The sequence below is a fragment of the Microcoleus sp. MON1_C5 genome, from assembly GCF_036701875.1.
Taxonomy (GTDB): Bacteria; Cyanobacteriota; Cyanobacteriia; order Cyanobacteriales; family Microcoleaceae; genus Microcoleus.
The window spans coordinates 17617-32138 of the sequence record NZ_JAUBRN010000069.1 but is presented as its reverse complement, the minus strand read 5'-3'; the positions used below and the strand labels follow the sequence as shown (position 1 = coordinate 32138).

The 14522-nt window shown below is 44.3% G+C and carries 14 protein-coding genes and 1 pseudogene; 7 read left to right on the top strand and 8 right to left on the bottom strand.

All coding sequences use genetic code 11. From position 1 onward, the window contains the following. Positions 1-190 precede the first annotated feature (190 nt). Positions 191-346: a WG repeat-containing protein gene (locus tag QUA71_RS24835; RefSeq protein ID WP_333289168.1), complete on the top strand. Its 156-nt coding sequence runs from the start codon at positions 191-193 to the stop codon at positions 344-346. Positions 347-389: 43 nt separating this feature from the next. Here QUA71_RS24835 and QUA71_RS24830 read toward each other — a convergent pair whose 3' ends face one another. After that, a complete protein-coding gene (locus tag QUA71_RS24830) occupies positions 390-1178 on the bottom strand; it encodes a class II glutamine amidotransferase (protein WP_190655819.1) in 789 nt (262 codons plus the stop codon). An 887-nt stretch (positions 1179-2065) separates the two neighbouring features. Between QUA71_RS24830 and QUA71_RS24825 the strand changes: the two genes are divergently transcribed. Both QUA71_RS24825 and QUA71_RS24820 read left to right on the top strand, forming a co-directional pair. Then, positions 2066-3919, top strand: a complete 1854-nt coding sequence (locus tag QUA71_RS24825; RefSeq protein ID WP_333289165.1) for an iron uptake porin — start codon at positions 2066-2068, stop codon at positions 3917-3919. A 392-nt stretch (positions 3920-4311) separates the two neighbouring features. After that, entirely contained in the window at positions 4312-4641 is a 330-nt protein-coding gene (locus QUA71_RS24820) for a hypothetical protein (RefSeq protein ID WP_333289163.1), read from the top strand. Positions 4642-4788: 147 nt separating this feature from the next. Here QUA71_RS24820 and QUA71_RS24815 read toward each other — a convergent pair whose 3' ends face one another. Together QUA71_RS24815 and QUA71_RS24810 are read right to left on the bottom strand one after the other, a co-directional pair. Beyond that, on the bottom strand, positions 4789-5679 hold the full coding sequence (locus QUA71_RS24815; RefSeq protein ID WP_333289161.1) for a thermonuclease family protein: 891 nt from the start codon (positions 5677-5679) through the stop codon (positions 4789-4791). A 96-nt stretch (positions 5680-5775) separates the two neighbouring features. Beyond that, the gene (locus tag QUA71_RS24810; protein WP_333289159.1) at positions 5776-6354 is read right to left on the bottom strand and encodes an ACP phosphodiesterase; all 579 of its coding nucleotides are present in this window, start codon (positions 6352-6354) and stop codon (positions 5776-5778) included. Between the two features lie 40 nt (positions 6355-6394). Between QUA71_RS24810 and QUA71_RS24805 the strand changes: the two genes are divergently transcribed. Then, positions 6395-6682: a hypothetical protein gene (locus QUA71_RS24805; RefSeq protein WP_333289157.1), complete on the top strand. Its 288-nt coding sequence runs from the start codon at positions 6395-6397 to the stop codon at positions 6680-6682. Between the two features lie 99 nt (positions 6683-6781). On the opposite strand, the gene acs is transcribed toward QUA71_RS24805, so the two are convergent. Then, on the bottom strand, positions 6782-8752 hold the full coding sequence (gene acs / locus QUA71_RS24800) for an acetate--CoA ligase (protein WP_333289155.1): 1971 nt from the start codon (positions 8750-8752) through the stop codon (positions 6782-6784). Positions 8753-9033: 281 nt separating this feature from the next. Here acs and QUA71_RS24795 point away from each other — a divergent pair, with 281 nt between their 5' ends. Further along, on the top strand, positions 9034-9702 hold the full coding sequence (locus QUA71_RS24795) for a restriction endonuclease subunit R (RefSeq protein ID WP_445243826.1): 669 nt from the start codon (positions 9034-9036) through the stop codon (positions 9700-9702). A 99-nt stretch (positions 9703-9801) separates the two neighbouring features. On the opposite strand, the gene QUA71_RS24790 is transcribed toward QUA71_RS24795, so the two are convergent. Then, the gene (locus QUA71_RS24790) at positions 9802-10842 is read right to left on the bottom strand and encodes a nucleotidyltransferase domain-containing protein (RefSeq protein WP_333289153.1); all 1041 of its coding nucleotides are present in this window, start codon (positions 10840-10842) and stop codon (positions 9802-9804) included. Here QUA71_RS24790 and QUA71_RS29380 point away from each other — a divergent pair. Further along, positions 10802-10939: pseudogene (locus QUA71_RS29380) on the top strand (hypothetical protein); the annotation flags it as partial. The gene QUA71_RS24790 and the pseudogene QUA71_RS29380 overlap by 41 nt on opposite strands. A 16-nt stretch (positions 10940-10955) precedes the next feature. Here QUA71_RS29380 and QUA71_RS24785 read toward each other — a convergent pair. Then, positions 10956-11165 carry a colicin immunity domain-containing protein gene (locus QUA71_RS24785; protein WP_333289170.1) on the bottom strand — a complete coding sequence of 70 codons (210 nt, stop codon included), beginning with the start codon at positions 11163-11165 and terminating at the stop codon, positions 10956-10958. Positions 11166-11555: 390 nt separating this feature from the next. Between QUA71_RS24785 and galT the strand changes: the two genes are divergently transcribed. Further along, complete coding sequence (galT, locus tag QUA71_RS24780; protein WP_333289151.1) at positions 11556-12578, top strand: galactose-1-phosphate uridylyltransferase; 1023 nt, start codon at positions 11556-11558, stop codon at positions 12576-12578. A 254-nt stretch (positions 12579-12832) separates the two neighbouring features. Here the strand turns inward: galT and QUA71_RS24775 are convergent, their stop codons facing one another. Continuing rightward, complete coding sequence (locus QUA71_RS24775) at positions 12833-13117, bottom strand: hypothetical protein (RefSeq protein ID WP_333289149.1); 285 nt, start codon at positions 13115-13117, stop codon at positions 12833-12835. Between the two features lie 159 nt (positions 13118-13276). After that, a complete protein-coding gene (locus tag QUA71_RS24770) occupies positions 13277-14254 on the bottom strand; it encodes an acetamidase/formamidase family protein (protein WP_333289147.1) in 978 nt (325 codons plus the stop codon). Between the last annotated feature and the right edge of the window lie 268 nt (positions 14255-14522).

Genomic DNA, 14522 nt, shown 5'->3' with positions numbered 1-14522 from the left:
AGCCGATCGAATTGGCAAAACCTACAGCTAGTATGCGTTCGAGTTCCACGGAACTACCCCGCAGGGGGTAAGTTCCGGATAGGATATCGTAGCCCGAAGGCGTGTATTTTCACAGCAGGCGGGACACCCCACAAGAATCATCATCAAATTGTGCAACCCCCGCTTATTTAATGAAGGTTTAGCAGCAGTTATGGCTTCAAAAGGGTGGGGATATATCAATCAAGCAGGCCAGTGGGCGATCGCCCCCCAATTTTCGGCTGCGGGGAGTTTTTCGGAAGGCTTAGCCGCTGTCAAGCGCGATGGCAAATCTGGCTTCATCAATCAAACTGGAAAGCTGGTCATTTAGGAGGTTGGGGCTTTGTTTAGGCGTTAAATTTGTTTAAGTCTCGTTAACTGGACTCCAGCCGCCCAAAATTGAGCGGCAAACCATCCTGAAATACCAGCAATTCTCCCGGCTGAATTTGCGTCCAAACTTCGTTATCTGTCAGCGGAAAAGTGGCAATAACAGCCACGCGATCGTCCTCGTTGGTCAATTCCCGAAAATCGACTGTTACATCTTCGTCGATCGAGTGAGCGCTAGCAAAAGGTGCTTGTCGCACAATATAATGCAAATTAGTAGAACAGTGGGTGAACAAGTGTTCTCCATCGGAAAGTAAATAATTAAAAATTCCGTGTTCTGCCAAACTTTTAGTAATTTCTTCCAGTACAGGGTAAATTTCCGCTAAAGCAGGCTTACTTTGAGGAAAAGTGGAGCGCAGCTTTTCTAATATCAAACAGAATGCTTTTTCGCTGTCAGTTTTGCCAACAGGTTTGTAAACTCCGGCACATTCTGGATCAAAGTTTTCGAGATTTCCGTTGTGAGCAAACACCCAATAACGTCCCCAAAGTTCCCGAATAAAAGGGTGGCAGTTTTCCAGAGCAATTTCGCCTTGGGTAGCTTTGCGGATGTGAGCAATGACGTTAGTTGAATGAATGGGATAGCGACGCACTACTTCTGCAACCGGAGAAGCAATCGCAGGTTTAGAGTCTATAAAAAGGCGACATCCCAAACCTTCAAAGAAAGCAATTCCCCAACCGTCTTGATGAACGTCTGTTTTGCCCCCCCTTGCAGAAAAACCCTCAAAAGAAAAGCAAATATCTGTCGGAACATTGCAGTTCATTCCCAGTAATTGGCACATAGCTTTTAAGTCTCTGGAGTGTGGATCGATCGCGCAGCCATTGGCAGCTACAGATTTGCGGTGATAATATTATAGTATTAAGGGGTTCAATAAGTTAAATATACTTAATATTTTTGCGGGGTCAACGGTAATGATACTGAAGCCAAAAACTTGGCTAGCGCTAAAAAAATCGCTCGTGTTTCCCTCGGAACGATGTTAACCGATAAATCGCTGTACACTTTTTCCCGTGTTGACAGCGAGTATAAAATGTTAGCCGATATCCGGGAAGGAATTGATAGGACTTTGATGGTTTGGCAGCACCGTTTGAAGGCATATAACAATCAGCCGGTCATTCACATCATCAAAAATTATGGAAAGATTAGTTTGCTTAAATGCTCTGGGAAATGAATCTGGTGTTTATGAATGCTGCTGAAAAAAAATGATATATACTGTATAAAAAGCTAATCAATGGTGTATTTTGGTTGAGATTATATTCGCCCCCCACACCATTAATATTACTACTTAACTATCCGAGCGAGAGCGAGATGTTTTGATTAAAATTAAAGGCAATGGCATAGGAATGTCTGAGGAAATAATATTGCAGATTTTTGATTTTTCCTTCATTACAAAATCTTTAAAAAAAACGGGAACCGGATAGTCAATCAGGCGTCACATAGGGGAAGAAACCGAGGACGGCACTTTGACTTGTTCGTCGGTTTTGGGAGAATTAATGCAATTTACGATCGCCCTTCATCTCGAATAGTGCCTCAAGCGTAGCTACCCCGTAGGAAATCACGCTTTGTCTCACTTTTTGGGCTTTTTTCTCACAAGGTATAAATAGCAGGAAAAATCATAAGTGCGATCGACAAATTTGGAAAATCCTTAGCAGCTTAATACTAGGATTCGGATTGCAGGCATTATTCAGCATTCCAGCCTTAGCAGAAACTACTGATCCTGAAACAACAGCAAATAGTGCAAATTCGGAAGCTCCAGTTAATGAATGGTATCAATTACCCGCACCGACAAATAATCTAGCGGATAATTTCGATCGTAATCCCCATCGCAAATTAGTCGAAAAATCTGACAATGTAGAGGAAACTTCACCGCTAAACCCCACATCGGAGCCGCCCGTACCTATCGCGAGTGAGATAGAAACTCACCTCTCCGAAGCCAGCGAAACGCAGCCCGCCCCAATACCCGCATTAGTTGAAGAAAATAAATTAGAAAATCCCCCATTAGTTTATCTTGGTGACAACTCACTAGAACAAGTTACATCAGTTTCCCAACTCAGCGACGTACAGCCAACAGACTGGGCATTTCAAGCATTGCAATCCTTAGTAGAAAGATACGGCTGCATAGCTGGATACCCCGACGGAACCTATCGCGGAAACCGCGCTATAACGCGCTATGAATTTGCAGCCGGAGTCAATGCTTGTTTAGATACAATCCGCGAGTCCATCGCCAAATCAACTGAAAGTCTAGCTAAGCGAGACGACTTAATAAAACTACAAAAATTGCAAGAAGAATTTGCAGCCGAAATGGCCACAATGCGAGGCCGAGTGGATGTGCTAGAAGCGCGAGCTACCGAACTAGAAGCCAATCAATTTTCAACAACAACTCAGCTATCAGGATTCACCGTTTTTGGAATACAAGGGCGCACTCCCAACCGTGCAGATCGCGCTCCAAGAGACGGCAAAAGGGATACCGAAGACCCCGGTACAAATGTCAACTCGATCAACTTCACTCAATTATATTTAACCACACAATTTAGTCCTAGAAGTAACTTATTAATCGGTTTTTACAACCAGAACGGAACCAATTCACCACAATTAACCGAAGACGTAAACGTTGCTTATAATTTAGGAGAAACTGCTGGATTTACTATCAGCGACCTCAACTACCGCTTTCTGGTCGGTGACAAATTGGCAGTGTTTGCAGGGACAGCAGGAGTTAACATGGTAACTGGTTTTCGAGGGCCGAATCGGGCCGAAAGTGCAGCTTCCGGTCCCCTTTCTGCGTTCGCCCAAAGAAACCCAATTTTGAACACTGGTTTGGGTTTAGGCGGCATAGGCATTGACTGGCAATTTGCGAATCGAGCCAGTTTGCAAGCAGTTTATTCTACTAACATTCCCGGATTTTTTGTCTGTTTTAACTGGTCTCAAGGCCACAATACATTGGGCGTACAACTAACTCTAACGCCAGCCGATTCAGTAGATATTACTGTCTATTATGTTAACGATTATTCGCCCGATGGTAATTTGATTAGTTTGGCAGGCGATCGCCAATTGACTGCTATCAATTCTAGCACAAATAAGTCCGAACCTTTGCAAACAAATGCAGTGGGAGCCAGTTTAAATTGGCGCATTTTATCGCGAATTTCTCTGGGAGGTTGGGCTGGTTATACTAATTCTCGCATTCCGGGTAAATCTGGTACAGTAGCAACTACAAATTATATGGTTTTTGTAAATTTTCCCGATTTGTTTAAAGCAGGAAACTTAGGAGGAATTTATATCGGGCAACCGCCTAAAATTGTCAGCAGCAATTTACCTACAGGCAATAACGTTCCTGATTTTTTAGATACGGGTTTAGGGCGATCGGGCGGGCAACCCGGAACCACTACTCATGTAGAGGTATTCTACCGCTGGCAGGTGAATGATAATATCAGTGTCACCCCTGGATTGATCTTGATTTTTCAACCCGGTCACACTCCCGATAGCGACCCGATCGCAGTTGGTGTATTGAGAACTTCATTCTCGTTTTAAGAGTTTAATCGTGTGGGGCCGGGTTTAGTAGATCGCCCACTGCAAACAATTTTGGCGAACCCGCCCCACAGGAACGAACCACAAGAAAATTTAATTTTGTGGAATCGAAATCTTGCCTGTTAAGCGAGAAATGTGTTTTTCGGTCAGCCGACAGTAATTAAAACCCCAGCGGGATGTCCTAATATTTTTTCTCAGTAAAAACCCCCTATCTTTACTCAAACTTTACACTTAATAGTAATTTCTCCGTTTGTATCGTTTTTTCCTCCATACAAATACGTAATTATTAAGTTTAAAAAAATACGCATTAACACGCTTGAAGTATAAGTTTTTCTAACTTAATCTATTATTAAGAAGCAGTAGTAATACTTCTTTAAGTTTAGGTTTAGATAAATATGATTAAATCCACGGGCTATTTTTGGTGTCTGAGCTTTGCTGTAATTTCTGCTATGGCTGCCTCTCCGTGTCAGGCACAAACGACGGTAAAATCGCCGATAAATGTAACTGAAACACAGGATATCACCAGTACCGAGTCACCCGATGTTACTAACAGTTCGGTTAGCAACATCGGCAAAACTTCTAACACTTCTAAATCTTTTACTGTCTCAGAATTGAATACCACACCTTCTAACTCTAGTCCTTCTATAACCACTCCTCAAAATCAATCTGCACGCACAAATCCTTTAGGATGCAGATTTTTCACTACTCCTTCAATGCAGCAATAAATGTTCCTGCACCTCTGGATAAATAGGATATCAGGGCTGAATAGAGGGCGATCGTTTTTTAGGATCGCCCTCTATTTGCGCGATCTTACTTCCTAAGAAAATTATATGTAGTAAAAAGGATTGATGAAATTAACTCTAGTTTAAATATTATCGGGGAAAGTCTGAAAGTTGTTTGATATCCTTCAAAACTATTTGAGGCTTCCCTTTGTACTGTTCTACCTTCCCACTGACATACACATATCCCCGTCCCAGACCCGCATAACGCTTCTCGATTAGCCGCTTCAAGGGAGCTCTTTCATCAGTTTCAGCATCTGGTATCCACAAATCTAATTTATGATACACTGAACCCGCATAAATTAGAGCGCTGCTGCCGATCCATTTATTAATTCCAGCCTGCAAATCGCAGAAAATAGTAATAGATTTAGCCCTCTCAGAAGCCGCTAATATTTTCGGGTAGTGCAACCTCAAAGAAAGCGCTCCTCCTGTTGCTTCCGACAACCGAAACTCTTCAACAATTGAGGCTCGCATCGACCACCAAGGCAGTAAATTAGCATAGTTGCGAGAGGGTATTTTGGCATTGATAATCGGATTCCAAATCATCAGATTGTAAGCTTTTGCTGCCGATTCTGCCTCAGTCATTTGGCGGTGATACAATCTCGATCGCCCGTATTTAACAAAGTAGGGACTCCAGCCTTCTGCAATCAGTTTCAGATTATAATTTTCTCCCTCTTTATGCACGTAACACAGGAGACGCCCGTAGTTATCGCGGTGTTTTTCCACCGCAATTTCTATTGGGTCATCTGTATCAAATTCTATGTCAACTGTAGCAAGTCCGCCATCTGCTGTGGCGAAGTATTTTTTAGCCATTTCCGAAGCTGCTTTGCCCGCCGCAGTTATAGGTTTGGAGCCTCCCGAATGACTTTCTTCTGTATCGACGCAAATCAGGCGCAGAGACTCGGTTTTTCCGTTGAGAAAAATTTTGATGCTGTCGCCGTCAACTACTTTAGTTATTTGCAGGTTCGGAATTCTGGTTGCCATATTTTGAACCCTGTTGCATTTGAGATTTCATGCAGGTATCGCTTGGATTATACACGAGTTCGTTATCACTAGCAACGGGAATTTTTGTTTTTTATATTAAAATTTGCCAACAGTCGCGTATCTTATCAAATCGGGAAAAAAATCACGAAAATCCGATTCTAAGCGTTGATAGTTAGCTGTCAAATCTTCTATGCCGCTTGCCAAGTTATTGGTGCGTTTCAGTCGCGCCGACATTCTTGTAAGAGTGATGCCGATTTCGGCAATTTCCTGATAAGATGAAAGCAAGTCGCGGGCAATTATTGTGGGCAGCACCCGCTGGAGAGAGTCAGGTAATATATCGCGGTTGTCTTGCAGGATTTTATAGACATCCTGAGAAAAATCCCGGAGCGGAATTTCTGAATATTCCAGCCAATTTTTAGCTAAGAAGTGGTCGTAAAACACGTCAATCAAAACTCCAGCAAACCTTCGTCTCTGTGAAGAAACAAGGCTTTTACTCGATCGCACTATTGGGTGAGAGTCCGTGTAGCTATCTACTTTGCGGTGCAAATCGATGCCCTTTCTAATTTCCTCGGGATAAAGGTTGACTGCCGTTCCTTTGACAAAATCTCCTAAGAGGTTGCCAATCAAGGATTCTGGCGTGCCTTTTGATAAGAATAGATGAGCCAAATAATTCATTGCAGTAAAAATATCTAAGATAGCATAAGGAGAAAGAATAATGGCTATTGTGGAATGTGTAAAACCGGGTGCTAAACTCGGTCAAATTATTCTTGCGGCCGCTCTTACTGTTCTCGCTGCTGTCGATCGCGTTTTGGCAAAAATTCAAGACTTTGGATATGACCCAGAAATTCGTCATGTCAACTATCCGTCTGGAGTTTACGTCTTGGCAAGTCTCAAAGACGAACAGCACAAGCAAGCAGTTGATGATGACTACTTGCTGGAGGATTGGCTACAGGTAAGGTCTGAAATTAACGCCGATGCCGTTCATCTGTGGCGCGGCAAATAAACGACTCAACAATTATCTAAAACCCTAGATGAACGCCGATAAAATTACATCAGCGTTCATCTGTGTTTATCTGCCTATATCTGCACTTACAAAATACCCCTACGAACCACCCCGCAACTTATCCAAAACCGTCCGGTCTTCCAAAGTCGAAGTATCTCCAGAAACCTCTTCTCCCGCAGCTAAAGAACGCAGCAAACGCCGCATAATTTTGCCGCTTCGCGTTTTCGGCAAAGCATCGGTAAATCGAATTTCGCCGGGACGGGCGATCGCCCCAATTTCCTTAACAACGTGCTGCTTCAACTCCTTAGCCAATTCATCGCTAGGTTGCTGCGAGTTGTCCAGCGTGACAAAAGCCACAATATCCTCACCTTTAATCTCATCCGGTTTACCAACAACCGCAGCTTCCGCCACCGCTGGATGCGATACCAAAGCTGACTCGACTTCCATCGTGCCGAGTCGGTGTCCGGCCACATTAATTACATCGTCAACGCGGCCCATTACCCAGAAATAACCGTCTTTGTCCTTGTGCGCGCCGTCCCCTGCAAAGTACACGAATTCGCCATCTTTCGGGTGCAAATATTCCCAATAGGTGCGGCGGAAGCGATCGGGATCGTTGTAAAGCGTCCGCATCATTCCCGGCCAAGGATGTTTCACCACTAAATAACCGCCGCTTTCGTTAGTTACTGGTTCGCCCTCTTGGTCAACAACATCGACCACAATTCCGGGGAACGGTAGGGTTGCAGAACCGGGTTTTGTAGGAATTGCACCTGGCAAAGCGGTAATCATAATTCCCCCGGTTTCTGTTTGCCACCAAGTATCGACGATGGGACAATTCGAGTTGCCAATTACGCGCTGATACCACATCCAAGCTTCGGGATTGATCGGTTCGCCGACGGTTCCTAACAATCGCAAAGAGGACAAATTGCGCGCGTTGGGCAAGTGTTCGCCCATTTTCATGAATGTTCTGATCGCCGTGGGTGCAGTGTAGAAAACGGTGACGCCGTATTTTTCGATCACATCCCAAAAACAGCCTGGGTTGGATGGGCGGGGCGCACCTTCGTACATGATTGTGGTCGCGCCGTTGGAAAGCGGGCCGTAGACTATGTAACTGTGGCCTGTAATCCAGCCTACGTCTGCGGTGCACCAGTAGACATCGGTATCTTGAAGGTCGAAGATCCACTTGGTGGTCATGTGGGTGTAAAGGTTGTAGCCACCTGTGGTGTGGACGACTCCTTTCGGTTTGCCGGTACTTCCGGAAGTGTAGAGTACGAACAGCATATCTTCGCTGTCCATTGGTTCGGCGGGGCAGTCAGCGGATGCGTCTTTTTGCAAGTCGTGCCACCAAAGATCGCGCCCTGGTTCCATATCAATTTGCTGCTTGGTGCGCTGAACTACCAGAACGTTAGTAACGCTGGGTACGGCATTATTTGCTAGTGCTTTGTCTACTTGTGTTTTGAGGCCGACGGCGGTATCTTTGCGGAAGCCACCGTCAGCGGTGATCACGAGTTTTGCTTGGCCGTCGTTAAGCCGATCGCGCAAAGCTTCTGCACTAAAACCGCCAAAAACAACGCTGTGTACTGCACCGATTCTCGCGCAGGCTAGCATGGCGATCGCAGCTTCGGGAATCATGGGCATATAAATGCCGACGCGATCGCCCTTTTGAACTCCCAATTCTTTGATGACGTTCGCCATTTGGCAGACTTCGCGGTGGAGTTGCGCGTAGGTGAGGGTGCGGGAGTCTCCGGGTTCGCCTTCCCAAATCAGGGCGGCTTTATTTTTGCGCCAAGTGGTTAAGTGGCGATCGAGACAATTGTAAGAAATATTAATTTTACCGTTGACAAACCATTTAGCAAAAGGCGGCTGCCAGTCGAGCACAGTATCCCAGTTTTGGAACCAGTGCAATTCTTGGGCCGCGAGTTCTGCCCAGAATGCTTGGGGGTCAGCTTTGGCTTTGTCGTAGAGGGCTTGGTACTCTTCTAGGCTTTTGATGTGAGCTTTTTCGGAGAATTCAGCGGGCGGCTGAAATAGCCGTTTTTCTTGCAGAATTGATTCGATGGTATCTTGTGACATTGCTTTTAACTTTAACTTCGGTTAGTCTTTGTAACTATTGTTTGCATAAGTTGGGGCCGAAGTATGTTTATTTTCCTTAAGACTTTGGGAAATTTTGTAATAGGTTGAGTGGTTGTTCTTTTTTTGCTCGCCCATGAATGCCGATTAATGCAGATGAGGAGGATTTTTTAGCCTATTTAAGGCACAATTATTATTAGTAATAATTGTGCTAAAACTTGTGAAATTGTACTTTTGTGTAAATTATATCAGCTATAATTAGGTAGTTATTAAAATTTAATTAAATGAAAGCTATGACGCAAAATTTAGAAGCAAGCCAACTTTCTCTAAACGACGTTCGCCGCCTTTTCAAATTGGAAAGACAAACAGGAGGAGGTTTTACTGATTTTTTCTCTCTGGAACCTCTGACGGATTTTGAACAGCAGGAATTATTGCTAATCGGTAATCACTTTTGGCGTCATCTAGAAGCAGGGAAAGTTTCTGCAAAACTGGTTAAGTTTTTAGTGCTTTCACCGTTAATGAGATTAGCAGCATTTTTTGATATTCCGATCGTGCTGACAATGGAAGATAGCATCCCGATCGAGGTTGAGGATGCGGATACTTTAATTAAAGGGCGGTTGGATGTTTTAGCGGTAAATCAGCCGGATTCAGAACTCGCGGCGGCACAGTTTTGGATTTTGGTAGTCGAGGCGAAAAATAGTGCGATCGCACCTTTGACTGGTTTGCCGCAATTGCTGACTTATGCTTATAAAAGTTTGCAGCAGCATTCGTCTGTTTGGGGATTGACGACGAATGGCGAAAGTTATCGGTTTGTGCGGGTGACGCGGGGAAATCCTTGTACTTATCAGATTTTACCGGAATTGAATTTGATGGACAAAGAGCGATCGCTCTTGTTGGCGCAAGTGTTGAAAGCTATTTGCAAGTTGCAGAATGTGCAGTTGCAGTTGGCTTAAACAGGATCGATAAGAGTGCGATCGTGAATTCCATTTTTAGTTCTTGTACGATCGCACGGACGGGCAAAAGAAAGCTGCCTTTTGAGTATTTTATACAACTTAGTAATGTTGTAACGCTTCAGTTGCAGCCTTGCGAATGTCAGCATTGTCGCTGTGTTCAAATGTTTTGAGGAGATCGGTGATTGCCCGATCGGCATAGATGAGTTGCCCTAGGCGCTGCACATATCGAAGTTGAAAAAAGGGTTCGGCTTGGGGCATCTGTGCCATCAAGTAAAATTTGTATTCGTCCAGGAAATGATTTTCAAATCCCAACGTTTGTTCGCAAAGCATACTTAACTGCTGTTGTTGTTCCATATCTGAGGGAATCAAATATGCCCATTGCTGGCGGCACAGCAGATCCACTTTCTCCACCAAAGGTGTCCAGTCATCGCCAATCCAATCGCGGTACTGGCGGGCAATCTCGCTCTTTCTGCCCCTTCCCGTATACTCACCTGCTTTGAGCAGCGTCAAGGCCGATGCTGCGCCAAAGACAATCAATGCCAGATCCTTGATTCCTGGATGGCTAACTCCATCAATTGTTCGCAAAAAGCGCCTATTGTATCCATAAAACTGTCCTTGAGGATCGGGATAAGTCAGCGGAACCGTTAACACCTGGAGGTGAGGACGGACTCGCGCAAATAAATCGTATTGGGCATACAAACTATCTCGAATATGCTCGGCCACAGGTTTCGGAGGCACCTGTGCACGAATATCTTCCCCAGACAGCAGCAAACTATCCCTATGAAACCGCACGCTGCCGGTTGACAATAAATGGGTTTCACCGACCAGTTTCACATCAAAATCGAGTGAGTTCAGCCTTTGGCACTCGGCGGCTATAATTGAGGTCAATTGCTGTTTCTCGGCAGCACTGGGGCTGCCTTTGCAAACCGCTATTATATCTAGGTCGCTCGTTGCAATTGCCTCGCCCACCGCATAACTGCCCACTAGATAGCAGCCCCTAATCCGATCGGGTAGCCCCAGTTTCACTTGCTGCACAATGTGGCGCAAAATTGAGTCTATTTCAGTAATTCCTGTTGCCTGAATCAAAGGAATTGAGGAAGTGCGATCGAACATCATAATAGCAGCTATTTCACTATCCATTGACCCTAGCACAAAGTTGTGGAACTTGCAGGGTAAGTGCTTGGTGACTTTCGAGGGACATAATGACTGGGTAAATAGTGTCAGTTTTAGCCCCGCGGGAGATGCTATCGCCCTTATTGTTCACTTGTTAAAACTGTTGTTAACTTTAAAAACTTATCCAGCGTCTCCCGGGCCGATACTTCCAATTGAGCTTCACCAATATCAAATCGAGGGTCTTCTATCAAATCAGGAGCGCTACAATAAGCATCAACCTCGGCAAACAACTTGTATAAAATTTGAAATTTTCTTCCCGCAGACTGGAGATTATTGTCACTCTTAAACAGTTGTATAAACCGCTATTCCAATTCATCAGCGCTGATTTTACTGCCTGCAAAATGTTGTAATAACTTGATGTACTTATCCATATTTATCCACCTCCGATATCTCCAGTCGTATTTCAATGTATAATGTATGCGATTTACGAATCAAAATTCAAGAAACCGGGTTTTTTTGGGTTTCTGCGACTGTAATGCAGTATTATCGTAAAAACCCGGTTTCTGACCACCCGTGCGTAAGTCAGATCGTGTTTATTTTGAATTTGCAGATCGCATACCGTCAGATTTACAGACATATTGAAGTCAAGATTTGTTAAATATTTATAGCTTGTCGTGACACCAGGCCGACCCTTATTTTAAGATAAAAAACGACTCAACCCGGAAACTGAAGGTAAGAAAATGTCTGAACTTAGACAAAATCTAATTACCAGAGATTGGGTAATCATCGCCACCGAACGGGCGACAAGACCGGATCAATTCGCTAACAAAAAAAAGTGCGAAACAGTAGTGCCACCGCACCGTGCCGATTGCCCGTTTTGCGTGGGGAATGAGGAAGACGCAACCTTAGAAACTTGCCGTTTGGGCGATCGCGCTGGCTGGAAAGTCAGGGCAATTTATAACAAATATCCCGCCCTCTCCCCGACAGCAGAATGGATGAGGATATCATCGGGAATTCACCGCACGATGGCGGGAATCGGCGTGCACGAAGTAATTGTCGAACACCCGCGACACGATTTGACGACAGCTTTGTTGAGTGTGGAAGAAGTTGCAAACATACTTTTAGTATACCGCCAGCGCTATGTAGAAATTAGAAAAAATCCCCACATTGAAACAATTATTATCTTCAAAAATCACGGGGAAACTGCCGGAACTTCTCTGGAACACCCCCACTCGCAGATAGCAGCGACACCCGTGGTACCCAGCCAATTTCGCAGCCGCATCGACGAAGCTATTAGATATTTTGATGACACGGGAGAATGTCTGTTTTGCCGCACTTTGGAAGATGAATTAGCGGCGAAGGAAAGAGTGATTTGTGAGAGTGAACATTTTGTGGCTTTTATCCCTTACGCTGCACTTTCACCGTTTCACACTTGGATTTTTCCGCGCCGGCATTCCTCTTCGTTTGATGAAATTACTGATGCGGAAATTACGGATCTTGCTGATACTTTTAAAACTGTACTGGCTAAGTTTTATTACGGATTGAACAATCCCGATTACAACTATAATATTCGATCGGTGCCGATCGCCCAACGGGCAACAAAATACTTTCACTGGTATATCGCAATTATTCCCAGAGTCACCAAGCAAGCTGGGTTTGAGTTGGGCAGCGGGATGTTTATCAATACTGCTTTGCCAGAAGAAAGTGCGGCGTTTTTGCGATCGATCGACATTCCTAGCGACAGTAATTTCCCCCCCATCTAAAGTATCCTACATCACAATACGTCAAATTTACATCAAATTGTAGTGGAAATGCACGCAGCCACTCTGATTTGCGAGTCTGTCTTGGGGGAGGAAAGTGATATTATTTGAGATGTGATATTTGAGATTAAAAAAGTGGGGATAACGAATGATCTAAGGGTTTAGATCACCCGCCTACAGTTGCATTCTTTTGTGAAAGTGGTATCATTTACGAGCTCAACTTATGAAGGTACAAATACTTAGGCTTTGTACCAAACTCACAATAAACTTTCGACATACTGCCAGCCGTCGTCGCTAAAAGTAGCTCTCAACATATCTCTAATTTTGGCATCGATCGATAATATTTCCTCGCTAGAATCACCATTCTCGCCGATTTCGCAACTGTCTTCAGACATATGTTCTTGGATGTGGGCCAGAGTATGAGCGAAATTAGCCAGAAAATAATGTTCGTGCACCCACGCTGTCGGATCTGGTATTTCTGCACTCCCAAAAGCTCGATCGACTAAATCTTTTTTGGCAACATCGTCAGTCTGGTTTTTCATGTTGAGTTCGATTTAGGTAGAACTGGTAACTTATTATCCCATTTTAAGCTTAATTGTCAACAGAATCGCGATCCCGATCGACCACAGCAGTGACAAATTTGTGTCGTTTGTGCGATCGCGATCTTAAGTTTTTTGTCGATCGCGTGTTATCATACTACATCAAACTCGGTGGCCAATAATTTTTATCTCCGGCAAAATACACTTGGGCATCATTCCGTGAACTCCTTTCTGAGGATTGTTGACAGCCTGCGTAATCCGAAAATTTACGGCAATGGAACACAAAACATAAGCATCTTCTTCTTTGAAACCCGCAAAAGTTTGCAGCCAATAAATCGTCTGTTTTACCGCCATCTCAAACGCTTCATCTAATGTTCGACCGAATCCCATAATCACAATATGAGTGGGCGTTTCTGCAAACGGAAATATCAGAATAAAATCCTTGCGTAAGATGATTTGAATAGTTCCCTTCATCGAAGTTTCAATGGCAGTACCGTCAACTTCACCGTCTCCTTGTGCCGAATGTCCGTCGCCGATGGACAGTAAACCGCCACGCAGAAAAACAGGTAAAAATAACCGCGTTCCTGCTTGGAGTTCCTGATTGTCCATGTTGCCGCCGTAGCGCTCTGGAGGAATAGAAGAACGGTTGATTTCGGCATTGGCAACGCCGATAATGCCAAAAAAAGGATGCAGGGGAATCCGAATGCCGCTACCTGCGGGAAATTCAGCAATTTTTTGCTCTAAATCTAGCCGAATAAACCGCAATTTAGGTTCGGAGAAATACTCCGGTAAAGCTCCCCACCCGGCGCGAATTGCATTAAATCCGACTGGTAAACTTGGGTAAACATCCTCAATGTGGATTTCTAAAACGTCTCCCGGTTCGGCATTGTTAACATAAATCGGGCCTGTCAACAAGTGGGGCCCGGGGCCAACTTTGCGGTGGGGAGGCAAATTCTGACAAATATCTAAAAATTCGGGGGTGAGAAATTCCGGTGGCGCTTTGTCAGCAACATAATATCCTGAATAGGTTTCGATGTCGATGCGATCGCCGGAATCCACCCTTAAAGCAGGTTCGATATTCGGAGAAAAACCGCCCAAGTGTACGGTTTTGCAGTTAGCCTTGAGAAGGTGGCGAGTCATGGGATTTTAGATTTTAGATTTTAGATTGAAGGAAGGGTGTTAAGAATGTTATATCGCAAGTCTCAAGCATTTTTGACAAAGATTTTTTTTAATGAACCGCAGAGGGCGCAGAGGGCGCAGAGAAAGAGAATTGAGAGATAAGAAGATGTGAAAAAATGGTTGAAGTTTGTTAGATGTGAGATATTTTACTAATTTCTTAACTTTTTGATAACCTTGGTAGTTTAAAATTCCCAGTCGAGAATGTAAAATAGATGGCTGTTTTTTCTTC

What these genes read in the sequence shown, in the direction of transcription:
- QUA71_RS24835 (WP_333289168.1), top strand. Translation starts at nt 191, where the DNA reads ATGGCTTCAAAAGGGTGGGGATATATCAATCAAGCAGGCCAGTGGGCG.
- QUA71_RS24830 (WP_190655819.1), bottom strand. Translation starts at nt 1,178, where the DNA reads ATGTGCCAATTACTGGGAATGAACTGCAATGTTCCGACAGATATTTGC.
- QUA71_RS24820 (WP_333289163.1), top strand. Translation starts at nt 4,312, where the DNA reads ATGATTAAATCCACGGGCTATTTTTGGTGTCTGAGCTTTGCTGTAATT.
- QUA71_RS24815 (WP_333289161.1), bottom strand. Translation starts at nt 5,679, where the DNA reads ATGGCAACCAGAATTCCGAACCTGCAAATAACTAAAGTAGTTGACGGC.
- QUA71_RS24810 (WP_333289159.1), bottom strand. Translation starts at nt 6,354, where the DNA reads ATGAATTATTTGGCTCATCTATTCTTATCAAAAGGCACGCCAGAATCC.
- QUA71_RS24805 (WP_333289157.1), top strand. Translation starts at nt 6,395, where the DNA reads ATGGCTATTGTGGAATGTGTAAAACCGGGTGCTAAACTCGGTCAAATT.
- acs (WP_333289155.1), bottom strand. Translation starts at nt 8,752, where the DNA reads ATGTCACAAGATACCATCGAATCAATTCTGCAAGAAAAACGGCTATTT.
- QUA71_RS24795 (WP_445243826.1), top strand. Translation starts at nt 9,034, where the DNA reads ATGAAAGCTATGACGCAAAATTTAGAAGCAAGCCAACTTTCTCTAAAC.
- QUA71_RS24790 (WP_333289153.1), bottom strand. Translation starts at nt 10,842, where the DNA reads ATGGATAGTGAAATAGCTGCTATTATGATGTTCGATCGCACTTCCTCA.
- galT (WP_333289151.1), top strand. Translation starts at nt 11,556, where the DNA reads ATGTCTGAACTTAGACAAAATCTAATTACCAGAGATTGGGTAATCATC.
- QUA71_RS24775 (WP_333289149.1), bottom strand. Translation starts at nt 13,117, where the DNA reads ATGAAAAACCAGACTGACGATGTTGCCAAAAAAGATTTAGTCGATCGA.
- QUA71_RS24770 (WP_333289147.1), bottom strand. Translation starts at nt 14,254, where the DNA reads ATGACTCGCCACCTTCTCAAGGCTAACTGCAAAACCGTACACTTGGGC.